20 protein-coding genes are annotated in these 24229 nt (G+C 45.7%); 15 read left to right on the top strand and 5 right to left on the bottom strand.

Features of this window, described 5'->3' with window-relative positions; all coding sequences use genetic code 11:
- Nucleotides 1–266: 266 nt before the first annotated feature.
- The 6 genes from KIO97_RS09580 (at nt 267) to KIO97_RS09555 (ending at nt 6576) form a co-directional block, all read left to right on the top strand.
- Nucleotides 267–1424: an ABC transporter substrate-binding protein gene (locus KIO97_RS09580; RefSeq protein ID WP_285382181.1), complete on the top strand. Its 1158-nt coding sequence runs from the start codon at nt 267–269 to the stop codon at nt 1422–1424.
- Nucleotides 1425–1433: 9 nt separating this feature from the next.
- A complete protein-coding gene (locus KIO97_RS09575; RefSeq protein ID WP_285382179.1) occupies nt 1434–3143 on the top strand; it encodes an ABC transporter permease in 1710 nt (569 codons plus the stop codon).
- Nucleotides 3109–3756 carry an ATP-binding cassette domain-containing protein gene (locus tag KIO97_RS09570; protein WP_005425724.1) on the top strand — a complete coding sequence of 216 codons (648 nt, stop codon included), beginning with the start codon at nt 3109–3111 and terminating at the stop codon, nt 3754–3756. Before KIO97_RS09575 ends, KIO97_RS09570 begins: the two co-directional genes overlap by 35 nt.
- On the top strand, nt 3749–4357 hold the full coding sequence (locus tag KIO97_RS09565) for a CDP-alcohol phosphatidyltransferase family protein (protein ID WP_045378285.1): 609 nt from the start codon (nt 3749–3751) through the stop codon (nt 4355–4357). Before KIO97_RS09570 ends, KIO97_RS09565 begins: the two co-directional genes overlap by 8 nt.
- A gap of 431 nt (nt 4358–4788) precedes the next feature.
- The gene (locus KIO97_RS09560) at nt 4789–5238 is read left to right on the top strand and encodes a helix-turn-helix domain-containing protein (protein WP_043882932.1); all 450 of its coding nucleotides are present in this window, start codon (nt 4789–4791) and stop codon (nt 5236–5238) included.
- Nucleotides 5239–5370: 132 nt separating this feature from the next.
- Nucleotides 5371–6576, top strand: a complete 1206-nt coding sequence (locus tag KIO97_RS09555) for an MFS transporter (protein WP_258471528.1) — start codon at nt 5371–5373, stop codon at nt 6574–6576.
- Between the two features lie 101 nt (nt 6577–6677).
- Here KIO97_RS09555 and KIO97_RS09550 read toward each other — a convergent pair whose 3' ends face one another.
- On the bottom strand, nt 6678–6824 hold the full coding sequence (locus tag KIO97_RS09550) for a hypothetical protein (protein WP_285382175.1): 147 nt from the start codon (nt 6822–6824) through the stop codon (nt 6678–6680).
- Between the two features lie 271 nt (nt 6825–7095).
- Here KIO97_RS09550 and norR point away from each other — a divergent pair, with 271 nt between their 5' ends.
- The 3 genes from norR to KIO97_RS09535 all read left to right on the top strand — a co-directional run bounded on the left by norR (nt 7096) and on the right by KIO97_RS09535 (nt 11818).
- A complete protein-coding gene (norR, locus tag KIO97_RS09545) occupies nt 7096–8625 on the top strand; it encodes a nitric oxide reductase transcriptional regulator NorR (protein ID WP_285382174.1) in 1530 nt (509 codons plus the stop codon).
- 411 nt (nt 8626–9036) lie between these two features.
- Complete coding sequence (gene hcp, locus KIO97_RS09540) at nt 9037–10698, top strand: hydroxylamine reductase (RefSeq protein ID WP_285382173.1); 1662 nt, start codon at nt 9037–9039, stop codon at nt 10696–10698.
- Between the two features lie 76 nt (nt 10699–10774).
- Nucleotides 10775–11818: a hybrid-cluster NAD(P)-dependent oxidoreductase gene (locus tag KIO97_RS09535; protein WP_285382172.1), complete on the top strand. Its 1044-nt coding sequence runs from the start codon at nt 10775–10777 to the stop codon at nt 11816–11818.
- 92 nt (nt 11819–11910) lie between these two features.
- On the opposite strand, the gene KIO97_RS09530 is transcribed toward KIO97_RS09535, so the two are convergent.
- The 4 genes from KIO97_RS09530 to KIO97_RS09515 form a co-directional block, all read right to left on the bottom strand.
- Nucleotides 11911–12843 carry a class I SAM-dependent methyltransferase gene (locus KIO97_RS09530; protein ID WP_285382171.1) on the bottom strand — a complete coding sequence of 311 codons (933 nt, stop codon included), beginning with the start codon at nt 12841–12843 and terminating at the stop codon, nt 11911–11913.
- Between the two features lie 31 nt (nt 12844–12874).
- The gene (locus KIO97_RS09525) at nt 12875–13567 is read right to left on the bottom strand and encodes a TIGR01621 family pseudouridine synthase (protein ID WP_285382170.1); all 693 of its coding nucleotides are present in this window, start codon (nt 13565–13567) and stop codon (nt 12875–12877) included.
- Nucleotides 13568–13616: 49 nt separating this feature from the next.
- A complete protein-coding gene (locus KIO97_RS09520; RefSeq protein ID WP_285382169.1) occupies nt 13617–15230 on the bottom strand; it encodes a methyl-accepting chemotaxis protein in 1614 nt (537 codons plus the stop codon).
- 261 nt (nt 15231–15491) lie between these two features.
- Entirely contained in the window at nt 15492–16919 is a 1428-nt protein-coding gene (locus KIO97_RS09515; RefSeq protein WP_010646075.1) for a sodium-dependent transporter, read from the bottom strand.
- 372 nt (nt 16920–17291) lie between these two features.
- On the opposite strand from KIO97_RS09515, the gene cls reads away from it, so the two are divergent.
- The 6 genes from cls to KIO97_RS09485 all read left to right on the top strand — a co-directional run bounded on the left by cls (nt 17292) and on the right by KIO97_RS09485 (nt 24171).
- Nucleotides 17292–18746: a cardiolipin synthase gene (gene cls, locus KIO97_RS09510; RefSeq protein WP_038889485.1), complete on the top strand. Its 1455-nt coding sequence runs from the start codon at nt 17292–17294 to the stop codon at nt 18744–18746.
- 190 nt (nt 18747–18936) lie between these two features.
- Nucleotides 18937–20142, top strand: coding sequence for a cystathionine beta-lyase (locus tag KIO97_RS09505; RefSeq protein ID WP_285382168.1), 1206 nt, complete (start codon nt 18937–18939; stop codon nt 20140–20142).
- A 256-nt stretch (nt 20143–20398) separates the two neighbouring features.
- Nucleotides 20399–21325 carry a triacylglycerol lipase gene (locus tag KIO97_RS09500; RefSeq protein ID WP_105065104.1) on the top strand — a complete coding sequence of 309 codons (927 nt, stop codon included), beginning with the start codon at nt 20399–20401 and terminating at the stop codon, nt 21323–21325.
- A gap of 13 nt (nt 21326–21338) precedes the next feature.
- Complete coding sequence (locus tag KIO97_RS09495) at nt 21339–22193, top strand: lipase secretion chaperone (protein WP_285382167.1); 855 nt, start codon at nt 21339–21341, stop codon at nt 22191–22193.
- Nucleotides 22194–22366: 173 nt separating this feature from the next.
- Nucleotides 22367–22582: a hypothetical protein gene (locus KIO97_RS09490; protein ID WP_005425706.1), complete on the top strand. Its 216-nt coding sequence runs from the start codon at nt 22367–22369 to the stop codon at nt 22580–22582.
- A 5-nt stretch (nt 22583–22587) separates the two neighbouring features.
- Nucleotides 22588–24171 carry an SgrR family transcriptional regulator gene (locus tag KIO97_RS09485; protein WP_285382166.1) on the top strand — a complete coding sequence of 528 codons (1584 nt, stop codon included), beginning with the start codon at nt 22588–22590 and terminating at the stop codon, nt 24169–24171.
- Nucleotides 24172–24229 lie beyond the last annotated feature (58 nt).

The raw sequence follows: 24229 nt of genomic DNA, 5'->3' as shown, positions 1-24229 counted from the left end.
TTGCCCTTCAATTGGTGACTTTTAAGGCCAAAAACTGACGTGGATTGGTATGACCTCACAAGGCGAGTAATTCTCTGAATCTATTATCAAATTCGCGTTGATAATAAAGCGAGATAGATTACTATCCACCTTGAGGGAAAGGAGCTTCCAGCGTGGTTTATACCCATAGTTTTAGTGCTGAAAAAAACGATTTTCATCGCATTTTTCATCACATGGGTATACAGAGCTCCAAAATGAAAACAAAGATAAATAAACACGGATTACGTATGAAAAAGCTACTTAGCACCATTGGCATTTTAGCCACCACTTTTGCCACCTCCTCTTTCGCCGCTTCTCACTCAGAAGAATGGCAAAAAATCGAACAACAAGCTGACGGTCAAACCGTTTATTTTCATGCTTGGGGTGGCAGCCAAGAGATCAACCGCTATCTCCATTGGGCACGCAAAGAGCTTAAATCTCGCTACAACGTGACGCTTAATCACGTCAAAGTCACTGATATTTCTGAAACCACTACTCGTCTTATTGCTGAAAAAGCCGCAGGAAAAAACAGCGGTGGCAGTGTTGATATGGTTTGGATTAATGGTGAAAACTTTAAATCAATGAAAGACAACCAACTGCTGTTTGGTCCTTTCGTAGAAGGCCTACCAAATTGGCAATATGTAGATAAAACTCTACCTGTTGACGTCGACTTCTCAGAGCCAACCAATGGCCTAGAAGCACCTTGGGGGGTCGGCCAACTCGTATTTATTCACGATGAAGAAACTCTGAATAACCCGCCTCACTCTTATGCAGAAATGCTGAGTTACGCTAAAGCGTTTCCGAACCGTCTGACTTACCCTCGCCCGCCTGAGTTTCATGGCACCAGCTTCATCAAGTCTCTACTGATTGAGTTGAGTCACAACGATCCTGTGCTGCAAAAACCAGTAACGGAAGAGTCATTTAAAGCCGTCACACAACCACTATGGGCATACCTAGATGAATTCCATAAAGTGGCATGGCGCGGTGGTAAACAATTTCCTGGCGGTACTGCCGAGTCCATTCAACTGTTGGATGACGGTCAAATCGACCTAGCGGTGACCTTCAACCCGAACGCGGTTTTCTCTGCGCAATCGAGCGGCAACCTTGCAGAAAGTACGAAAGCGTATGCGATGGATGCAGGGGCACTGTCGAACATCCACTTCTTAGCGATTCCTTGGAACGCAAATGCCAATGCAGGTGCACAAGTTGTTATAAACTTTTTATTAAGCCCTGAAGCGCAATCTCGCAAAGGTGACATTAATACTTGGGGTGATCCTTCAGTGCTAAGCAGCCAATTCCTAACGGGGACGGCTAAGAATACCCAGCAATTCAAATCTATCGAGGAGCCACATCCTAGCTGGCAAGCCGCGCTAGAAAAAGAATGGCTGAAACGTTACGGGAATTAATACACACCCATGTTAAGAGCGCTGTATCTAGTTATTATCGCAGTTTGTATATTACCAACAATTCCGGGCCTGCTCGGAGTGGTGGTCTCTGCGCTCGGCTATGTCCCTCCGATTGGTCTTCACCACTTCTCGCTGGATGGCTTTAGTGCCGTCTTCGATTGGGAAGGCGTATGGACTTCCATTGGCCTGACTTTCTATTCCGCCATTTTCAGCAGTTACCTTGCTTGCTTAATGACGTTTGCGATTCTGCAAGCTTCTTGGGGGAGTAAATTCTGGCGTAAGATTGAGGTCAGCCTTTCTCCACTTCTCGCCATGCCACATGTGGCGTTTGCGATTGGTTTTGCTTTCCTATTTGCGCCGACTGGCATGGGTGTTCGCGTACTCAACCAAATGTTTGGTTACGATCCAAATGCCCAAACAGTGAATGACTTAGCACTGCTGATCAAAGACCCATACGCACTGGGTTTGATCATCATGCTTGCCATTAAAGAAGTGCCGTTTTTATTGTTGATGAGCATTCCTATTCTTCAGCAATTAAAAGTTGAGAAGATTGAAAAAGTCAGCCATTCAATGGGTTATAGCTCCGCGCAAGCGTGGTGGAAATGCGTTTTCCCACAATGGTTAGCAAAGCTGCGTTTCCCAATGTTGGCTGTTCTAGCTTACAGCTTATCCGTTGTGGATGTGGCGCTCATTATTGGCCCAACCAACCCTCCTACGTTTGCAGTGTTGGTATGGCAATGGTTTAACGATCCTGACTTATCCCTGCTACCAAGAGCGGCGGCAGGTGCAGTGATGTTGTTTGCCATTGCGAGCATCTTGATTGGTGTTGCTCGCCTAGTGGAATGGACCATCACTAAAGGCTTTAAACGCTGGCAATACTCCGGCCGCAGCGGCTTCCACTTACCGGGCAAAACCTTGTTCTCTATGATTGCCTTGCTCGCACTGTTAATGGTGCCACTTATGGTAGTGTGGAGCTTCGCTCAACGTTGGCGATTCCCTGACTTATTGCCGAGCCGTTATAGCTTACGTTTTTGGGAATACGAGTGGCAAAGTATTCTCGGTACGCTCGAGCAAAGCATGTTGATTGCGGTGATCAGTGCGTCTATTGCCCTTGTACTGGCGCTGATTGCTCATGAATACCGATTACGTTACCGCTGGCAGGTGCCGGGATACATCATTGCCGTGCCAATGTTGATCCCCCAGCTATCTGTGTTGTTTGGTATGCAAGTCGTCACGCTGTATCTCGACAGCAACGCGTACTTCTTCTGGGTATGCTGGGCTCACGTGTTCTTTGCATTCCCGTTTGTTTACTTGTCATTGGATGGCCCTTGGCGCAGCTTCGACAATGGGTTAACTCGTGTTGCCCTAAGCCTTGGTAAATCACCAATGCAGGCTTGGCTAAAAGTCAAACTGCCGATTCTTCTGCCTGCAATAGCGTTTGCTTGGGCGGTGGGCATTAGTGTTAGCTTGGCGCAATACCTACCTACACTCGTGCTGGGCGCTGGTCGCATCAGCACCATAACAACAGAAGCGGTAGCCCTCTCAAGTGGCTTCGACCGTCGTGTCACCGCGATTTACGCAATTTGGCAAGCTCTCTTGCCGTTAATGTTCTTCTCTTTTGCGATTCTACTTAGTCGTTTACACGTTAAGTATCGCCGGTTGTCTATTAAAGGTTTACTACCGAATGAGTCTTTGTCTCGAAAACCTCGCCATCCGTAAAACCAATGGCGACACACTTTTCTCTGCCTTCAACATGACGGTAGAGAAAGGCGAAATTGTTACCCTGATGGGCCCAAGTGGCTGTGGCAAATCCACCTTGTTGGATGCCATTGCTGGTCACCTGTCGTCCGAGTTCGACTATTCAGGCTCAATCACGCTCGACAATGAAAAGCTGGATGCTTTACCTGCGCACAAGCGCCAAGTCGGCATTCTTTTCCAAGACGATTTGCTCTTTCCGCACCTAACCGTGTGGGAAAACCTTGCGTTCGCACTACCCAATTCAATCAAAGGGGCTGAGCGTAAAGAGCGCGCGATGCAGGCTTTGAAGCACATCTCGCTAACTAAACTTGCAGAGTCTTTCCCTGACCAAATCTCAGGCGGCCAGCGCGCGCGTATCGCTCTCACTCGCATGTTGTTAGCGAAACCGAAAGTTGCATTGCTCGATGAGCCATACAGCAAGCTGGATAAAGATCTTCGCGTACAGTTTCGTAACTGGGTTGTGGAGCAACTTCAACAAGCCAATATTCCTGCTTTAATGGTGACTCACGATGAGGATGATATTCCAGAAGGCAGTCGCTGCCTGAACTGGCCTTGGGAGACAAGCCATGCTTGATAGCCTGAGTATCAAAATCATTAAGTGGCCATTGGCACAGAGCGCAAAACTTATTGATAAATGTGGCGTGACAGCTAACCAAACCACCTTATTTGGCTTCGCCCTTGGCTGTTTTGCCTTACCTGCATTGATGGCAGAGCAATACACGCTTGCATTAGCGTTTATTCTTCTGAATCGAATCTGTGATGGTTTAGATGGCGCGTTGGCGAGGATTCAAGGCATCACCGATGCGGGCGGCTTCCTTGATATAAGCCTAGACTTCTTGTTCTATTCTCTGATTCCATTTGGCTTTGTACTAGCAAACCCAGAACAGAACGCCGTTGCGGGCGCGTTCTTGATCTTCTCGTTTATTGGTACAGGAAGCAGCTTCTTAGCATTTGCGATCATGGCGGGTAAACGTGGTATCGATAACCCTGTCTACAAGCACAAATCTCTGTACTACATGAGCGGTCTGACAGAAGGCACAGAGACCATCGGTTGCTTCGTGCTGTTCTGTTTGTTCCCACAACATTTTGCCGTGATTGCGTACATCTTTGGTGCAGCGTGTTGGTTTACTACCTTTACGCGCATTTACTCTGGATTTCAAACATTAAAGTCGTAACCTTCCCCACGTTAAGAAGCATGTTGGCGCGAAAACAAAAACGATTGGCGCCAGTAAAAAAAGATTCAGTCAAACTCGTGTAAACTGTAGGCTCGTAGTCCAATTTTTTATTCATTGAACTATGAGCCTCGAAATAGATAAACAATGACATCAAAAAGAAGGTGAATTTGGAAGATAAAAGACTGATTCTCAAACAATATGAATCACATCGGCCGCCAGGAGATTTTCACACTCATAGTTATTCACATCTCGCCTACGTGCACCAAGGGTGTCAAATTGTATCAACGGACAAGCATAGTCTGTTATCCATGCCGGGCTCATTAGTCTATATTCCAGCCTATACACCGCACCGAGCAGAGTTTCTAAAGCGCTCGCAGGTTTCTCTTCTTAAGCTGCCCTCCAACTCAACCCCAAATATAAAAGCAGTCTGTATGCTGGACGTTCCACCAATCATCACACAGTTGTTCAGTGTTTGGAAAAACAAGACTCAAGATCCCAAGTTAGCCGACCAATACATAGATGTTCTTATCGACCAGTGCTCTCGTTGCGCACCGACAACTCACCCTTTCGTCGCGCAGGGTAGCATGGACCGACGCCTATTAATCATAATCGAAGCGCTCTCTGATAAACCAACCATTAAAATGTCTATCTCGCAGTTATCGCAAAAGACTGGTGCGTCAGTGCGAACATTAAACCGATTGTTCCTTTCGCACTTCAAAGCTTCTTTCAAAGAGATCCGAAATAAAGTAGTCATGGAGCGAGCGGAGCAAATGATGAAAAAAGGCATAAGCGCAACGGTTGTTGCGTTTGAGTTGGAGTATTCAAGTCTCTCTTCTTTTTCGACTGCTTATAACAAGCATCAAAAGCAGAATATTGATTAACGGTCAAATATGTACAGTGACCAGACGATATGGCGCGTTTTGTAAACAAACTGTCAGCTGCCCAAAAGCTTTAAACGACGCACCTCTCTACCATGTTTAACTACTCCTTTAACAAGGCATGAGGTTAAACGAATGTCCAAACTCCAGATCATATTTATCAGCCTAATCATGGCGTCCAGCTATTTTTTTGCCTCGAGCATGTATGTGCCAAGCCTCCCCGAGATACAGAATGCTCTGCACACCTCAGAGGCACTTGTGCAACAATCTTTGAGCGTATTTTTTATTGCACTAGCATGCAGTCAACTACTCGCTGGACCTTTTTCCGAAAGATATGGAAGGAAGCCCGTCGCCTTACTCTCAGCCGTCATTTTTGTGGCAGGCTCAGCGCTGTGCGCCCTATCACAAAGCATCGAGTCTCTTCTGATTGGTAGAGTTGTACAAGGTTTTGGCGTAGGAGGACTCTACTTGCTTTGTAGAACAATACTACAAGACGCTTTCGAAAAATCGGAACTTATGGGGATACTTGCCTGGTATGGGATTATTTTTATGAGCTTACCAGGCTTAACTCCAATTCTAGGTGGGTACCTCACAACACATTTTAGCTGGGAAGCAAACTTTATCTTTTTGCTCGGCCTAGCGGTTGTGACATTGCTTGTCATCGCAGTAATTAAACGCGAGACAATCAGTCAACATAACCCGGACGCAATCAAACCTAAGCAAATGCTAAAAGACTATGCTTTTATCACTTCAAACCTAACATTTTTGTGTTATCTCGCAATGATGATCAGCGGCACGAGCTGTCTTCTACTTTTCCAAGTGATGGGCTCCTTCGTTGCTCAAAACCAATTTGACATCTCAGTAGCAGATTTTGGATTAGGTGCAATGACGTTAATGATCAGTAGCGTGGTATCACGATTATTTTGGAATCAGTTCTTAAAGAACCGCCTAAGTGAGAATCTGACGCTTTTCTTCGGCTGCGTAATCCAAGTTTCAGGCTGTGCCCTGACTACATTCAGCCTTATGGTGAAAAGCTATTCATTCATGTTGTTGGGTTTCTGCGTGATGTCATTTGGGGTTGCGTTCTTACTTGCTATCGCGGGCGTTTCAGCCTTGTATATGTTTCCGAAACACAAAGGGCAAGTTGGCGCGATTTATGGAGCATTACAGATGATAGGAGCATTTGGTTTCACCTACGGTTTATCGATGTTGCCTGCGACTCAAAGCATGATGGTACTCACTAGTTGGATACTCGCTTTGACAAGCGCTATCGCATTTTTCATCATCTTCATTAAGCAACGTAGAGCAGTAGGCCAAGCATACACGCTCTCTGAAAATTAGTTCTTCAGAACACCACTGCTCGCTATTTATTACCCTGATAACTAACAGGGGTTTGGCCTCAAAGTTTCCATTCTGTTGAGGCCAAACTTCTCCTATCAGAATTACCAGCCGAAAATAAGCTGTGAGAGCACAATTCCCAACATAAAACTCGGTAAGTGCCAAGTCTGCTGCTTAGCTCGGTAATACTCTTTTTGTATATCTTCTTGGTAGCTCTTTATGGCTAATTCTTTAATGTAATTATTATGCATAACCTATCCTCATGACGTTTTGGTGTGCGGAGGATAAAAGCTCAAGTTAACTTTAGGTCAACAGTAAAATATCAATTTCGGATAACATTATTTCCGTAGGCTAAATTCCTTACGCTTAGCCATTAAACTCAACCAGTTGCATTTGTTTATGTCACAGTAATGCAGCTTCACTTGATCGTCGTCAATGGAACATCAATCTCTCACACCTTTCGATGTTCAAATGACATCAAGTTGCTAGCATGGGCCCATTCAAGCTAACTCCGGGCCTGTTATGACTCCTACTGTCGATCACGTACTTCTTAATATCGCACTCAACCTGAGCTCAAATCGCTCTCATGAGCAGCAATACCAAAACCTGATTGATGGAGTGGCACAAGTGTTCCCTTGTGATGCGAGTTGTCTGTTTATCTTTGATGAAGATGGCTTCCTAACGCCCGTTGCAGTAAAAGGCCTATCGAGTTCAGTACTCGGTCGCCGCTACTTTCCTAAAGCTCACCCACGTTTAGAGGCCATCATTCATAGTCGTGAGCCGGTTCGCTTCGACGCTGATTGTGCCCTGCCCGATCCATTTGATGGAACACTTTTAACGGAAGATCAATGCATTGACGTTCACGACTGCATGGGCTTTAGCTTGTACGTTGAGGGTCAACTTGTCGGGGCGTTAACCATGGATGCGCTGGCTGTTGGTGCCTTTGACCATATCGACCCAGTTGCGATCGAAACGTTCGCAGCGCTAACGGCGGCGACACTGCGTAACATTGCGCAACTAAAAGCCCTTAAAGCGCAGAACCAGAAGCAAAAGAGCGTTACGCAAACCCTGATCCAACAAGCGCGCTCACAACACAGTGACATGGTTGGCTTAAGCCCACAAATCAATCAATTACGAAACAACATTGCGACCGTTGCTCAGTCGGATTACGCAGTATTAGTAACGGGAGAAACGGGGACCGGTAAAGAGCTTGTTGCTCATTCAGTTCATGCTCAATCTCATCGCAATGATAAACCGATGATTTACGTAAACTGCGCTGCCCTACCCGAAGGTCTGGCGGAGAGCGAACTGTTTGGCCACGTAAAGGGCGCTTTTACAGGAGCCAATAGTCATCGTGCAGGTAAGTTCGAACTGGCTGATGGCGGTACAATCTTCTTAGATGAAGTGGGTGAATTGCCATTGATTTTGCAGGCAAAACTGTTGAGAGTTATCCAACAAGGTGAGTTACAACGCGTAGGTAGCGATCAGAATTTGATGGTTAACGTGCGCATCATCGCAGCCACCAACCGACAGTTAGAAAAAGAAGTAGAAGATGGCACATTTCGTGCGGATCTGTTCCATCGTTTAAACGTATTCCCAATCGAAGTGCCACCATTGCGCGCGCGTGATGGCGACATTCCGGTTCTAGCGGGATATTTGTTAGAAAAAGTACGCCAGCAATTTAACGCACCAAACCTTCACGTTCACCCTAAGGTACTGACTCAACTAGAATCTCTGCCTTGGTACGGTAACGTTCGAGAACTTGAACATACCTTAACGCGTGCGGCATTACATGCGATTCAGCAAGGCGCGAGCACCATCATGCTCAATCACTTTGATACTTCATTGGCATTGGATGATGTAAAAAACACATCGCATTACTTACCGAAAGACAGCCAACCAATGCGTGAGTTAGTAGAGAGTTATCAACGAGACTTGATTGAACACGCTTTAAGCCAAACCGGTGGGGTTTGGGCAAAAGCAGCGGAGTTTTTACAAATGGATCGGGGCAACTTGTATCGCATGGGTAAAAAGCTCGGCATTAGCAAATAGAAGCCACTACTTCGCTCTCTTCTCTTGAAGGGATAGAAACTTACGTCTTAAAAGATAGATTCCGGATCGCTCGCTTAGGCTCGTCCGGAATGACTACTAGCCCGAAGCAGAGCGAGCCGACGAAGGAGCGCAATCGGGAATCTCTAGCCTCCATACAACCGCATTAACTTTTCTTCTGTTTAACAAGCACTTCCACTTTCGACAGTTCAAGCGTTTATCTACGCGTTGCTTTTCTCATCACATCTGTATTTTTGTTGTCATTTGTACATCATTTACGTTGTCACAATTACATCAACAACGTCCCCCAATAAGAACAAAGTTATTTAAAATCAATAAGATAATAATTGGCACGCATTCTGCTCTATTGGAGAAAACAAAACGACTATTACTACAATCACTGGAGAACCCAATATGTTCTGTATTCAATGTGAACAGACAATCCAAACCCCAGCTGTAAAAGGCTGTTCTTTCGCACAAGGTATGTGTGGCAAAACTTCAGAGGTATCCGATCTACAAGACGTGTTGGTTTACACTCTGCAAGGGGTTTCTTTTTGGGCAGCACGCGCGCTTGAATTCAACATCATCAATGATGAAATCAACCAATGGGCTCCAAGAGCATTCTTCTCTACGTTGACGAACGTAAACTTCGATCCTGAGCGTATCCTTGAGTTAACTTCTCAAGCAGCAACATACAAAGCACTGCTAAAAGACCAAGTCATGACTGCCGCAACACTTGCTGACGAAGTCGTATTGAACGTACCTAACGTTGCGAACTTCGAACTGCCAAACAGCGCAGAAGAAATCCTAGCATTTGCTCCTCAAGTGGCAGTAAACCGTGGTAAAGACCAAGTACACGAAGACGTTATCGGCCTACGCCTACTTTGCTTGTACGGTCTAAAAGGTGCCGCTGCATACATGGAACACGCACGCGTACTTGAGCAAACCAACAATGACATCTTCGCGGAATACCACGAAATCATGGCTTGGTTAGGTACTGACCCAGAAGATCTAGGCGAGCTATTAGACTGCTCAATGCGCATTGGTCTTATGAACTACAAAGTGATGGAAATGCTGGATCATGGTGAAACAGCAACGTTCGGTCACCCAGAACCAACCACTGTTAACGTTAAGCCAGTGAAAGGCAAATGTATCCTTGTTTCTGGTCATGACCTTCACGACCTAGAGAAAATCCTGCAACAGACCGAAGGCAAAGGCATTAACGTTTACACCAACGGTGAAATGCTGCCTGCACACGGCTACCCAGAGCTGAAGAAGTACCCTCACCTAGTGGGTAACTACGGCAGTGCTTGGCAGAATCAACAGAAAGAGTTCGCTAACTTCCCTGGCGCGATTGTGATGACATCAAACTGCCTATTGAACCCGAACGTTGGCCAATATGCAGACCGCCTATTCACTCGTAGCATTGTTGGTTGGCCGGGTGTCGCTCACCTAGAAGGTGATGATTTTAGCCAAGTGGTTGAATGTGCATTAGCGCAAGAAGGCTTCCAGCATGACGAAATCGAACACAACATCACGGTTGGTTTCGGTCGCAACGCACTAATGAACGCAGCACCAGCGGTTATCGACCAAGTGAAGCAAGGCAATATTAAACACTTCTTCCTAGTCGGTGGTTGTGATGGTGACAAAGCAGAACGTAGCTACTACACCGACTTCACTGCAGAAACACCAGAAGATACGCTAATCCTAACGCTGGCTTGTGGTAAATACCGTTTCAACAAGAACACATTTGGCGACATCAATGGCATCCCTCGCCTATTGGATGTGGGTCAATGTAACGATGCGTACTCAGCAATCCAGCTTGCACTGGCACTTGCGAAAGAGTTCGATTGCGACATCAACGAGCTTCCTCTAACGCTTGTTCTGTCTTGGTTCGAGCAAAAAGCGATTGTGATCCTACTTACGCTATTCGCTCTTGGTGTGAAAGGCATCTACACAGGTCCAACAGCGCCTGCATTCCTAACGCCAAACTTGATTGCGATTATCCAAGAGAAGTTCGATATGCGCAGTATTGGAAATGTTCAGGACGATCTTAAAACCATCCTAGCAGCGTAATCGCCTCGCTTATCACGCGCCTCCTTAATTGGGGGCGCTTCTATCTATTGAGTACTCGATAACCAAAGAGATTGTTATGTTTTTTGAATGGCAAGGCAGTCAACCTGTCACGTTACGCTGTGTAGACAAATACCATGAAACTGCCGATGCAGTGAGCCTCAAGTTGGCAGACCTGTCAGAATCGCTCTTGTTTGAGTTTAAAGCGGGTCAGTTCATCAACCTTGGTGTTGAAATCGATGGCAAGATGGAGTTTCGTGCTTACTCACTCAGCTCTCTTTCCGGTGACGACTGCTTGCAACTGACGATCAAGCGTGTCGAAGGCGGTAAGGTCTCCAACTACATCATCGATAAGCTTCTCATTGGCGATACGGTTCAAGCTCTTCCCCCTACGGGTGATTTCAACTGCATCGATCATCCACCAATCGAGGTCAACGGTAGAAAGAAAGCACTGCTCATTAGTGCGGGCTGCGGTATTACGCCTGTATTCGCGATGGCAAAAGAATGGCTAGATAACGACGCTGGAGTTGATATTGAGTTCCTGCACATTGCTCGCTCTCAGCCTGAAACCATCTACTTTGATTTATTAGAGACCTACCATTCAGTTTATTCAGATTTCAAACTGAAATTGCTACTGAAAAACCGCGGTGAAACGCTTTACCCAGAAGGTCGTTTGAATGCCGAGTGGTTAAAAGAACTGGTGCCAGACTTTAAGCAGCGCACGGTTTATCTATGCGGTCCAAATCAGTTTATGCTTGATGTCCAAAGCTACCTAAGTGAACTTGGCTTTGATATGGCGAACTTTTTCCAAGAAAGCTTTACTCCAGCAGTGAGCGACGAAGCTGAAGTATCAGATGAAACGGCCAGTGTGTCAGTACCAGACTTTGCTCAGGCGATCGATGCGCAAAAAGGCCAAGTCCTTGCTGATGTGTTGGAAGGTGCTGCATTACCACTAATCGTGGCTTGCCGGAGCGGCATTTGTGGCTCTTGTAAGTGTAAGGTTCGCAAAGGCAGCGTTTCTTCAACTAGCCTTGAAACATTGACCCCAGAAGAAATTGAGCAAGGATACGTACTCGCCTGCTCTTCAACGATTGAATCCGACCTCGAAGTTCAGATTGGTTAAAGCCGTTGATACGAACACTAAAAAAGCGCCGTACTAGGCGCTTTTTGTTTGTGGAAAAGTGTTATTAAACTCAGAAGTTTCTTTATCTAAACTCAGCTAAACAGTAAAACCTTGAGTGCAGCTTCGCTATCTACATCCAAAAACTCTGGTGGGTTATCCAAACGCTCACGGAATGTTAGCTGTGGCGCTTCTTCCTTCATGCTTTCAATCAAGAAATCGCTGGTCACCGATGGCGAGTTTACACATGCTAACACCTGACCGCCTTCTGCTAGCAAATCTGGCAAACGGCGTAGAATCTTTTTGTAGTCTTTGGTTAGTGCAAAGCTGCCTTTCTGAAATGATGGCGGATCAATGATGATCATATCGTACTGACCTGACTTCTTGATCTTCCCCCACGACTTAAAGATATCGTGCCCCATAAAGCTCACTTGGTTGATGTTATGACCATTCAGCTTATGGTTCTCACGACCTTTAGACAGCGACGCTTTCGCCATATCCACGTTAACCACTTTATCTGCGCCACCAGCAATAGCCGCCACAGAGAAGCCACAAGTGTAAGCAAACAAGTTAAGTACGTTTTTGTGCTTGGCATTTTCACGAACCCAATCACGACCGTAGCGCATATCAAGGAACAGACCGAAGTTCTGGTTACGACCGATGTCTAGCTGGTACTTCAAGCCACTTTCTTCAACCACAGGTCGAGCATCTAGCTCACCCAATAGAATTTCAGAAGGTGCACCGTCAGCGTAACGGTGCTGAATCACGATCGTGCAGCCCTGTTTCTCTGCCCACAGAGCAGAATCAGAAAGCGTGTTCAATCCCGCTTTTAATTCGCTCAGAAACGACTCATCCACTTCTTTAAATAGATTGATGATCAACTGACCTTGTAACCAATCACACGTAATTTGCTCTAAACCTTCGAAGCGGCGGCCACGACCGTGAAACAGTCGGCGGATTTCGTTGGGAGCTTGTGTTAGCTCGGCTTCTAGATGCTGAAAAAACAGCGGAAGTTGTGATGCTTGCATCGAATTCTCTTATTCGTTTTCTTTGTGATGGTTATTTGATCGTAGGCCAGTTTAGTTCCCACGGAGAGAGCCAAGTGTCGATACCTTGGGATACCGTTTCATTGTGCCATTTGCTACCAAGTGCTTTGTGTTCACGCGGGTCGCAAACATAGCAATGTGTTTCATCTTGATACGGGAAACACAGCGAAAATGCATGCAAGTAGCCACGATCGGCTTCATTGCCTGCATTATAAATAGGATCGCCAACAATACCCGAGCCAACGGATTTTAATGCCACGCGAATTTGGTGCGTTTTGCCAGTGTGCGGCTTGCATAAAAACAGGCGCTCTCCCGGCTCTGCAGCGAGGGAGAAGAATTGGGTAATCGCTGGATTCGTTTTGCTGTTGACCAGCTTCCATGAAGAACGACGAGAGCGTTCCATGTCACCCACTACGAACCCTTGCTTCTTCTTAGGCTTTTTCGAACCAATCGCAAGATAGAACTTCTCGACTTCACGATTTGCAAATGCTTGCGATAACGCACTTGCTGCTTTCGCGTTGCGACCCAAAAGCAAAATTCCAGACGTCATTTTGTCGAGGCGGTGGATAAGATACAACTGCTCATCACCACTTTGTTTTGCTACTTCTTGCAGCAACATGGTATCTCCATCGTCCTTGTGTACTGAGACGTTGGGATGTTTATTGATGATCAGAAAATCTGGATGGGTGTGTAGAATGTCGAACATAAAAAACTGGCTCCACGTTTGGAGCCAGAAGTATACCGATTCTAAGCAATTAGGCGAGCTTAAACTTGCCCACCAGCGCTTCCAGTTCTTGAACTTTACGGTTCAGACCTTCTACGCTTTGCGAGCTATCATTGGCCAATTGTAATGAACGGTTTGAGATATCGCTGATCGAGGTAATGTCAGCAGCAATTTCTTTCGTCACTGCGGTTTGCTCTTCCGCCGCCGTCGCGATTGAATTGACCATGCTTTGAACGTGCGCCGCACCCGAAACGATTTCTTCCAGCGAGTTCACTGCACCAGAGCTTTGACTCACACCAATTTCAACCAAACGACAGCCATCTTCGGTGTAAGTTACTGCCTCTTGAGTACCGACTTGAATCGCTTGAATGATCTCACCGACCTCTTGTGTTGCCTTTGTTGTGCGTTCAGCCAGAGCGCGTACTTCATCTGCAACCACAGCAAAGCCACGACCAAACTCACCTGCACGTGCCGCTTCAATCGCTGCGTTCAATGCCAGCAGGTTCGTCTGCTCTGCGATATCTTCAATCACTTTGATAACCGCGCCGATCTTCTCACCATGAGAGCCTAGACTGTTCATCTGCACCGACATATCCGACATCTGCTGAGATACCTGTTGAATGCTTTCCACCATCTCTACAATCACGGTGCGACCTTGTTCAGCAGTTGATTCCGACTTGCGTGCTTCTTCAAACGTCGCAGCACCTTGCTCGGCAACTTGAGAAATGGTCAAGCTCAGCTCTTCTGCCGCAGTCGCAATCAAGTTTGCTTTATCAGATTGGCTGCTAGCACCAGACACAATATCTTGGCTCACAACGGAAAGCTCACCGGTAACAGATTTCACCTCTTCCGACACAAGCGAAATCGAACCAATAAGGCTGGTCAAAGACGCCTGCATCTTATTTAGTGACGTCGCTAGGTTAGCCAGCTCATCACCCGATTTATCCTCAATCGGATCGACGGTTAAATCACCTTCTGCAACGCGCTGTGCTAATTCATCTAACTTACTCAAACGGTTGGTGATTGAGTTCGACAACAAGTACGCAATCACACCTGTTGCAATCAAAGCAATCGAACCCAACACAGAAATCGTCAGCTCAATACTGTTAAACGAATCAGAGAGATCGAGTAATGCCTCACTGGTGCTTTGGCGACCATCGAGTGATGCGGCATCCAGAATGGATTCAAGCGGTGCTAGATTCGCATCATAAAGTGAGCGAAGACGAGCAACGTTCTCCTCAACATTTTCCAAACCAAGGTTGGTCAGAACTTGTAATTCAAAGTCACGGGTGAAGTTACTCATGTAACGCTCGGCTTTTTCAACGTTACGGTAATCTTCACCACCCACCGTTTCTAGGCGTTTAACTTCGGCAATAGCGGCAGAAAACTCCTTTTTATTAACTTGATACTCAGCTTGGGCCCCTGCAACACCAACGATACTACCCAACGCATCGCGATAAACATCGCCAGCTTCATCGATCAAAATAAGATACTGCACTGTTTCAGGAACGTCGTCCGTTCTCACCTCGTCAGCCACTTCGTGCGAGTTTAATACCTCTAGCATGATAATCCCGATCATCACTAGCATGATTGCCAAAATGGCACCAAAACTCGCGTACAGTTTTTTACGAACAGACATTGTCACTAATAACCTTCCTTACTCTGATTTCTTATTTCTAACTTAGTTAATCCACATATTTACACATGCTTTGTAAGGGTTATCGGAACGAACTTATGCAACTTGAGTACAAACTTTTGTGATCCACCTCACCCTGCGAGCTATCTCACAATTAATACCCATTATTGATATTAATTCCATCAATCCTATAAATAATGAATATAAAAAAGCGGGAGTCTATGAAGACTCCCGCTTATTAATTTTCGAATTTAGCTGATTGCTGTTCGCTTATAGCTTCTTAGAGAAGATACCCGCTAGAGCAATGATGCCGATACCTAGTAGCATGATTTCGCCCTTACCGCTGTCGAAACCAGACTTGATACCCATGAAGGCTACGATAGCGATAGCAACTGGGATTACGTATTTCACTAGGTTGTACCAAAGACCAAATAGTGGGAACGATACTTTACCGTCGTTCGTGATCTCTTTCTCAAGGTCAGCACGGTTTAGACGCCAGCCTGCGAAGATACATACCAACATACCGCCAACCGCTAGGAAGATCTTATCTGTTAGTAGGTCGAAGATGTCGAATGCACCTGTACCGAATAGTGTTGGACCAACACCGCCGAGTGATAGTGATGCAAACACACATAGTGATGCCATTACGACACTTGCAGAAAGTACTGCTGTTGAACGCTTCAGGCCTTTCTCATCGATTAGGTAAGAAACCACAACTTCCAATAGAGATACTGAAGACGTCAGTGCCGCTACTGTTAGACCGATGAAGAACATCAGAGCAAATAGAAGACCAATTACGCCGCCCATTTCAGCAAACAGCTGAGGTACAACAACGAATACTAGACCTGGACCTGCTGCTGGTTCCATACCGAATGCGAACATTGCCGGGAACATTGCAACACCTGCAAGGATTGCAACACCAGTATCCATCGCAGTGACCATACCGGTTGTTTGAACTAGGTTCTCTTTCTTCTTAAGGTAAGAACCGTACGTCATCATACAACCCATACCAAGAGATAGTGAGAAGAATGCTTGGCCTAGCGCCGCTAGAACAACATTGCTGTCTACTTTCGAGAAGTCTGGCATGAATAGGAACTCAAGACCCGCCATTGCACCCGGTAGCATCAGACCTTTCACCGATACAACGATCAGGATAAGGAATAGAAGAGGCATCAGGATTTTACCCGCTTTCTCGATACCGCCGGAAATACCCTTCATTACGATAACGATGTTAAGGAATAGGTAAACACCCATCCACAGTAGCGGTTGAACTGGATCAGAAATGAAGCCGCCGAAGCTGTCACCAATTGCTTCAGGAGTACTTAGTAGACCACCACCTACTTTGAAGATGTACGCTAGCGCCCAGCCACCTACTACAGGGTAGAAACCCATGATAAGTAGACCACTCAGTACGCCGATAACACCAGTAAATGTCCAACGACGATCAGTCGATTTGAAAGCACCTACTGCTGAAAGACCTGTCTTACGACCAATAGCGAATTCAGTAAGCATTACGCTAAAGCCGATAAAAATAACAAACAAAAGGTAGATTGCAACGAACGCACCGCCGCCGCTCTCACCCGCTGTGTAAGGGAATTTCCATATATTGCCTAAACCGACAGCGGAACCCGCTGCTGCCATTACGAAGCCTAGTTTAGACCCCCACGTATCACGTGGTGCTGCTGTATTTGTAGCCACGCTTTTTCTCCAAAGTATTTTGTTGTGTTTGCATAGAGATAGGCGTCTAGAATATGTTCGTGTAAATATTAATGTACACTTTATAAGATGTTTGTGTGACGCTCTATGTATGGTCAGTAAAGCAGTTTCAATTTAAAATTGGAACCCCGATCAGCACATTTATCGCACAAATGTATTATTGTTCACGCTAAATGCTGCTTTTTTGTGCAAAAGTTAATGTTTCGTCCGACTTTTCACACATCAGTAACACAAACCCCCGTTATAAAATTCATTTCACATTACAAAATCGTTCTGCCCTAGGGTTATGAAAATAGTTTCCCGTTCCGGCATTTACGCTTAATATCCATATTGGGCTTATTACTTTTGGCGTATATGGACAAGTTCTATCACTTTATCACCCTCGCTGGCATCGGGCTTTACTGGTTTCTCGTTGCTGGTGTTACTATTCGCGTCGTTTTAAAGCGTCGTGCTGTTAGCGTCTCCCTTGCATGGCTGATGATCATCTACATCCTGCCAGTGCTAGGTGTTGCCTGTTATTTCTTATTTGGTGAGCTTAACCTTGGTCGAAAACGTGCAGAACGGGCCAAAGTGATGTTCACACCGTTCCAACAATGGTTCACTCAGTTAAATGATTGTAACGCACATGTTCCAGAAGCAATGGGGCGTCATATCTACCGCATTGATGAATTGTGTAACAACCGTTTGGGCCTTCCAGCTCTGAGTGGCAACACGCTTTCGCTTCAACAGTCACCGGATGAGATCCTTCACTCCATTATTAAAGACATCGAAAACGCGCAACACAGCATCCGCATGGTGTTCTACATTTGGCATCCGGGCGGCTTAGCCGATTCTGTTGCTTCTGCATTGATTCAAGCTGCGAAGCGTGGCGTGGATGTTAAGCTGCTGCTCGACTCAGCTGGTAGCCCGCGCTTCTTCCGCAGCCCTTGGTACAAGATGATGAAAGATGCGGGCATCGATGTGGTGCAAGCATTAGAAGTAAAAATGTGGCGTATCTTTCTGCGCCGTCTTGATTTGCGTCAGCACCGTAAGATTATCGTTATTGATGACGAGATCGCCTACACAGGTTCAATGAACTTGGTCGATCCTGCTTTCTTTAAACAAAGCAGCGGTGTCGGTCAGTGGATTGACATCATGGTGCGCATTACTGGCCCGACAGTGAACGTATTGAGTGCTATCCACTGTTGGGATTGGGAAGTAGAAACTGGCGAGCGTCAACTACCGACTCACCCTGAATGCCGAGTCGATAATGATGAGTTTCAACACCCGATTCAAGTCGTGCCGTCAGGTCCGGGTATGCCGGAGTACTTGATTTACCAAGTGTTGACCTTGGCAATCAACCAAGCGAATCGATCTGTGAGGATCACAACACCTTACTTTGTTCCAAGCTCTGACCTACTTGAAACATTGAAGATGACCGCACAACGAGGCATTGATGTAGAGCTTATCATTCCCCATAAAAACGACTCCATGATGGTGCAATGGGCATCACGTGCTTTCTACAGTGAGCTGATGGCAGCGGGTGTGAAAATCTATGAGTTCTATGGTGGCTTGCTGCACACTAAGTCCGTCGTTATTGATGAGCAATTCTGTTTGGTCGGCACAGTAAACATGGATATGCGCAGTTTATGGCTGAACTTTGAAGTGACGCTTGCGGTAGATGATGAAGAGTTCACCAAACAAATGTCATCACTACAAGATGCTTACGTCCAACAGTCACATACGGTCGACAAAGATGAATGGGCAAAGCGCAGTATCTTTTCTCGCTTTTTAGAGCGCGTTTTCTATCTATTTAATCCATTACTGTAATAAATAAGATAAAGCCGCTAAATCTCAATAAAACCGACAGATTCATGCTGTCGGTTTTCTTTTTTACGCCCCATACCACTGTTTTTCGAGTGATGCTCGGACAAGTCGTTTCATTTCTATTTTTCCCTTGCAAACCACCCTTGCTCCATGTTTTAAATATTGAAAATCGTAATTTAGACAGGGAATTTTTATGTCAGAAGGCAAAAAGACCAAACTCGTCACCGCTGGTCGTGACAAGAAGTGGACTAACGGTGTGGTTAACCCACCAGTTCAGCGAGCTTCCACCATCGTGTTTGATACCGTTGCAGAAAAAAACCAAGCGATGATCAATCGCACTAACAAAACTCTGTTCTACGGGCGTCGCGGCACAAACACACACTTTGCCTTTCAAGATGCCATGGTTGAAGTGGAAGGCGGTGCGGGCTGTGCCCTTTACCCATGTGGTACCGCTGCGATTTCTAATGCGATCCTGTCTTTTGTTGAGACGGGCGATCACATCCTAATGGTCGATACCTGTTACGAACCGACCCGCGACTTCTGCGACACCATCATGAAGAAGATGGGCGTCGAAACGACTTACTTTGATCCTATGATTGGTGAAGGTATTCGCGATCTTATTCAACCGAATACCAAAATCCTTTTCCTAGAGTCTCCTGGCTCAATCACAATGGAAGTGATGGATGTTCCAACGATGGCGAACATTGCCCATGAGCGTGAAATCATCGTGATGCTTGATAATACTTGGGGCGCAGGCGTGAACTTCTCCCCATTTGACCACGGCGTCGATATCTCTATTCAGGCAGCAACCAAGTACATTGTTGGTCACTCTGATGTGATGTTGGGTACAGCAGTTGCCTCTGGGAAATATTGGGACCAATTACGTGAGCAAAGCTACCTGATGGGTCAATGCGTTTCTCCTGACGATGCATACCTTGGGCTGCGCGGTATTCGTACTTTGGATGTTCGCTTACGCCAGCATGCAGAAAACAGCCTAAAAGTAGCGCAATGGCTGGAAAATCGTCCCGAGGTCGATCACGTTCGCCACCCAGCTTTAGAGAGCTGCCCTGGCCATGAATTCTTTAAACGTGACTTTACCGGTGGTAACGGCCTGTTCTCGTTCGTCTTGAAAAGCTCGTACCCGAAAGCAACTACAGCATTGTTGGATGGCATGAAACACTTCAGCATGGGTTATTCATGGGGAGGCTATGAGAGTTTGATTTTAGCCAACGAGCCGAAAAGCTTTAACAGCTTACGTACCGTTGCAAATCCAAACTTCGAGGGCACACTGGTGCGTCTTCACATCGGACTCGAAGATGTCGAAGACTTAATTGCTGACCTAGAAGCAGGCTTCGCACGATACAACGCGCTAGTGCTAGAAAAAGAAACGTCTTTATAAGCATTCAGAATATCTATCAAATAGCCTCGCACTTCGAGGCTATTTTTCTTCCCTCTACCATCACTCAACTAAGTCATTGTCTCAATTAGAATTAACTAACATTCTAATATTCACCAGTTTAATGTTCATTGAATCTGTTGATTTTCTTTTGAGTAATCACAGAACAAGAAAATGTGCTACAAATGAACTTCTCATCCTCAAAACTTATCTTCTAATTTATAAAATTGACAAGAGGTCATACCACAAGGAGATAGTTTTGAAACTCAAATTCATAACAACAATGCTTTTCGTTTTAAGCAGCTTACCCTTTGCATCTGCCAACGCCAGTGGTTACACAGAAACCAAATACCCCATTGTCCTCGTTCATGGACTGTTCGGCTTCGATACCCTTGCCGGAGTGGATTACTTTTATGGCATCCCACACTCTCTAACCAAAGATGGCGCAACGGTTTATGTCGCGCAAGTGTCTGCGACCAACAGCAGCGAGGCACGTGGAGAGCAGCTTCTTGCTCAAGTTGAAACGCTACTTGCCGCAACAGGTGCAGAAAAAGTGAACTTGATTGGGCACAGCCATGGCGGCCCGACAACACGCTACGTTGCTTCAATACGTCCCGATTTAGTGGCATCCGTTACTAGCATTGGTGGTGTAAACAAAGGCTCCAAAGTGGCGGACATCGTAAGAAACACCGTTCCAGAAGGCTCCATCAGTGAAGGCGTAGCAGTAAAGTTGGCAGAAGGGCTCGTAACCTTGATCAACCTACTGTCTGGTGGTTCCGATCTTGACCAAGATCCGCTTGCTTCTTTAGCCGCACTCACCACTGAGGGCTCACTTGAGTTCAACCAATATTATCCTGAAGGTATTCCAACCAGTGCATGTGGAGACGGCGACTTATTGGCATCGAATGGCGTGTATTACTATTCATGGACAGGCTCTTCGAACTTTACCAACCTATTTGACCCAACTGACGGTGCAATGGTGGTTTTAGGCTTGGCATTTGATGGGCCCAACGACGGTCTTGTCGATGCATGTAGCACTCACCTCGGCAAAGTTATTCGTGATGATTACAAGATGAATCATCTGGATGAAATCAACGGACTGCTTGGTATCCACCACCTCTTCGAGACTGACCCAGTGACGTTATATCGCCAGCATGCTAATCGCCTGAAACTACAGGGTTTATAATAAGGAAGCCATCATGAAAAAAGTCGCTCTTATCACATTGTCCGTTGTATCACTGGTTAGTGTAGGAGCGGCTTACCTGTACCAACCTCAATCATCACATCTAATAAAGGCGAAATCACAACAAGACACCACTGTTGACCTATCCTCCCAGAAAGATTTCTTCGAATACTCTTTAAGCAGTTTGGGAGAGAAAGACCTTGAAGCGATAAAAGCGACTGTGAATGCTGGAGAGTCACAGAAAAACGCCCTCGGTATCAGTTCAGAGTTGTTCGACACCTATCTCGCTTATAAAGAAGCGCTCTCTAAGCTGGAACCTTTCGAAGGGGGGTCATTATCATTACAAGAATTAAAGCGGCTCGATGATGCGATCCTAGCGATGCAAAGAACGTTTTTTACTGACGAGCAAATTGCCCAACTGTTCGATGAAGAAAACAGGCTACGCCAACTAGCAATTGATAAGCTTGCTATTCAAGCAGCCAAGTTAGATGCGAATACTCATCAACAAATGCTAGAAGAAACCCTCGCTGCACAACCTGAGTACATTCAACAAAGTGAGCGCAATAACGCACTGGTCTTGCAGCTTAATCAAGCCTCAGGAATGGACGCACAAGAGAAGTATTTGACTCGTGTTGATTTAGTCGGTGAAGAAGGTGCTCAGCGCCTCCAAGCGCTGGATGACAAACGAGCGGCTTTTAATACCTCGCTCGATGACTATTTAAAAAAGCGAGCGGAAATCTTGAACAACGATTTTCTCGGCGAGGAAGAAAAGAAATTAGAAATTGCCGGACTAAGAGAACAGAGTTTTGAAGAAAAACAGTGGCGTCGCATCGAAGCATTAGAAAGAATTCATGATAGCGAACAAAGATAAAACAAGGAGTCAGGTGCAATTTATTAGTGAGAGTCACTCGCTCTACTCCCTTCGCATACAGACAATTTGAGTGCTCCATCCGATAAAACCGGAACAGACTAAAAATCTGTTCCGGTTTTATTTTTATCTCGTCACTTAGCCTGTTTGTTCCCAAAACAAAGAGGTACTAAACAATGAGCGCATTCCGTTATATCGTAAACTTTATTCAAACCAGCCATAATTACGAGATGAAGCGTGGGCTCTTGGCTAAGATGTTCTATTTAACGCCTGCCGAGAGAATCCAACGTTTAGACGAGGTCTTTGATACAACCCAATTTAGCGAAGAGGCTCTCTCCCTCGTGTCAGACAATGGCAGTGCGCATCCGGAAGCTCAAAAAGAACAACGATAAAAACAATGAATAAACGTAAGCTGGAATTGTATGAGGATCTATTCAAGAAAGTAGGTCCCGGAAAAACCCATATTCACATTGGCGAGATTGCGGATGCTTTCCATTGCAGTGATCGTCACGCTCGCACGCTATTGAAACAAATGGGCGAGTATAAATGGCTGACATGGACTCCCATGAAAGGACGCGGTCAGAAAGGTGAATTAGTTTGCTTACAAGAACCAGTCACCGCTTGCTATCAAGCCGTTGACCATGCCATTGGTCAAGAGCGATATGATCTCGCCCACCAGCTTGTTGGTTTCCATGACCGAAGTGTCGCCTCCAACTTAAAACGATACTTGGCTCATACCGCCCACAACAGCGAAAACACCATCTATGCACCCTTTCATCGTAAACTGGATTGGCTTCATCCCCACTTTGCGATGGGACGTACTGAACGCCACTTAATCCACGAGGTATTTCAGACCTTAGTAAGCCACGATGGAAGCGCCATTCACCCCAATCTCGCACACCATTGGTCTAGTTCACACTTCCACACTTGCTGGCGCTTTCATTTAAGCAGCAGTGCGATGTTTCATGACAAGACGAATGTGACCGCTGAAGACGTGGTAACTAGCTTAAATGCACTAGTGAACTCCCATTATTGGCGTGGTTTGTATGACCACATTGATACCATCTTTGCGGTGACACCTTATTGCATTGAAATCAGCCTTAGTGAAGCTGATCCATTACTTCCTTCGTTATTGAGTCGAGCCGAAACTTCTATCCTTCCTAGTCGTTTTGTTCACAGTGAAAAGTTGGCGTTCCAACCCATTGGTTCTGGCCCATTTTCTGTCGATATCAATTCAGATAAGGTTTTGAGACTCAACCGAAATGAACACTACTGTGGACAAACTGCATTAACAAAACACATTGAAATTTGGATCCATGAAGAGTGGAAGCAGGATAAGAAATGCGCAGAAAACTTCTTTTTTCTTGAATCAGGAGAGGAGAATTACCTAGTCAGCACTCAAAACATCGGTCACTTCTATGTGCTTATTAATCATAAAGAGCTGCAAACTGACTCAATCAAACAAGGCTTTTCTACCCTAATGAGTCGTGATAACAAATGCAGTTTAGCTTTGCCATTCCCGATCAGTTTTAGTTACGAAGACAATAATGAAAGCCGCCAATTTTCAGCAAAGCTTCAAGCAGCGTTGCCTTCATCTTCTGACCAAAATAAGTCACATCAAGTTGAGTATGGGCGCGCTATCTCAAATCAAGATATCACCCTAGGTGGGATTCGCTTAGAGGGGGATCAGAGCACCAGCTTGTTCGCTTTTTTCAAACTCTACCCTTATTGGCAACAATGTATGACTTGGCGCCAACATAGCCGTTTGGAAGAAATACTCAACCTAGCTCGATACGCTTCTTGTTCTGAGGAAAGAGAAGCCTTGCTCAATACTTTGCTTCATGAACTAGCAGAGCAAAACATTTTATCGATTTTAGCGACGGAAGATTTAACCTTAACGATTCCTTCCAGAGTGGCAGGAGTTGAAATCAATACGATTGGTTGGTGTAACTTTTCCAAGCTTTGGATACAGCCCAGTTAATGTTTAAAAGGTAACTGGCTTTACTTGGTGCTAAGTCTCTCTAGACAATACACTTTCA

Source organism: Vibrio sp. B181a (assembly GCF_030248375.1).
Taxonomy (GTDB): domain Bacteria; phylum Pseudomonadota; class Gammaproteobacteria; order Enterobacterales; family Vibrionaceae; genus Vibrio; species Vibrio campbellii.
This window is presented reverse-complemented; position numbering and strand designations above follow the sequence as displayed.

Excerpts from the sequence above, each read along its gene's own strand:
- KIO97_RS09580 (WP_285382181.1), top strand. The coding sequence starts at position 267 with ATGAAAAAGCTACTTAGCACCATTGGCATTTTAGCCACCACTTTTGCC.
- KIO97_RS09575 (WP_285382179.1), top strand. The coding sequence starts at position 1,434 with ATGTTAAGAGCGCTGTATCTAGTTATTATCGCAGTTTGTATATTACCA.
- KIO97_RS09570 (WP_005425724.1), top strand. The coding sequence starts at position 3,109 with ATGAGTCTTTGTCTCGAAAACCTCGCCATCCGTAAAACCAATGGCGAC.
- KIO97_RS09565 (WP_045378285.1), top strand. The coding sequence starts at position 3,749 with ATGCTTGATAGCCTGAGTATCAAAATCATTAAGTGGCCATTGGCACAG.
- KIO97_RS09560 (WP_043882932.1), top strand. The coding sequence starts at position 4,789 with ATGCTGGACGTTCCACCAATCATCACACAGTTGTTCAGTGTTTGGAAA.
- KIO97_RS09555 (WP_258471528.1), top strand. The coding sequence starts at position 5,371 with ATGTCCAAACTCCAGATCATATTTATCAGCCTAATCATGGCGTCCAGC.
- KIO97_RS09550 (WP_285382175.1), bottom strand. The coding sequence starts at position 6,824 with ATGCATAATAATTACATTAAAGAATTAGCCATAAAGAGCTACCAAGAA.
- norR (WP_285382174.1), top strand. The coding sequence starts at position 7,096 with ATGACTCCTACTGTCGATCACGTACTTCTTAATATCGCACTCAACCTG.
- hcp (WP_285382173.1), top strand. The coding sequence starts at position 9,037 with ATGTTCTGTATTCAATGTGAACAGACAATCCAAACCCCAGCTGTAAAA.
- KIO97_RS09535 (WP_285382172.1), top strand. The coding sequence starts at position 10,775 with ATGTTTTTTGAATGGCAAGGCAGTCAACCTGTCACGTTACGCTGTGTA.
- KIO97_RS09530 (WP_285382171.1), bottom strand. The coding sequence starts at position 12,843 with ATGCAAGCATCACAACTTCCGCTGTTTTTTCAGCATCTAGAAGCCGAG.
- KIO97_RS09525 (WP_285382170.1), bottom strand. The coding sequence starts at position 13,567 with ATGTTCGACATTCTACACACCCATCCAGATTTTCTGATCATCAATAAA.
- cls (WP_038889485.1), top strand. The coding sequence starts at position 17,292 with ATGGACAAGTTCTATCACTTTATCACCCTCGCTGGCATCGGGCTTTAC.
- KIO97_RS09505 (WP_285382168.1), top strand. The coding sequence starts at position 18,937 with ATGTCAGAAGGCAAAAAGACCAAACTCGTCACCGCTGGTCGTGACAAG.
- KIO97_RS09495 (WP_285382167.1), top strand. The coding sequence starts at position 21,339 with ATGAAAAAAGTCGCTCTTATCACATTGTCCGTTGTATCACTGGTTAGT.
- KIO97_RS09490 (WP_005425706.1), top strand. The coding sequence starts at position 22,367 with ATGAGCGCATTCCGTTATATCGTAAACTTTATTCAAACCAGCCATAAT.
- KIO97_RS09485 (WP_285382166.1), top strand. The coding sequence starts at position 22,588 with ATGAATAAACGTAAGCTGGAATTGTATGAGGATCTATTCAAGAAAGTA.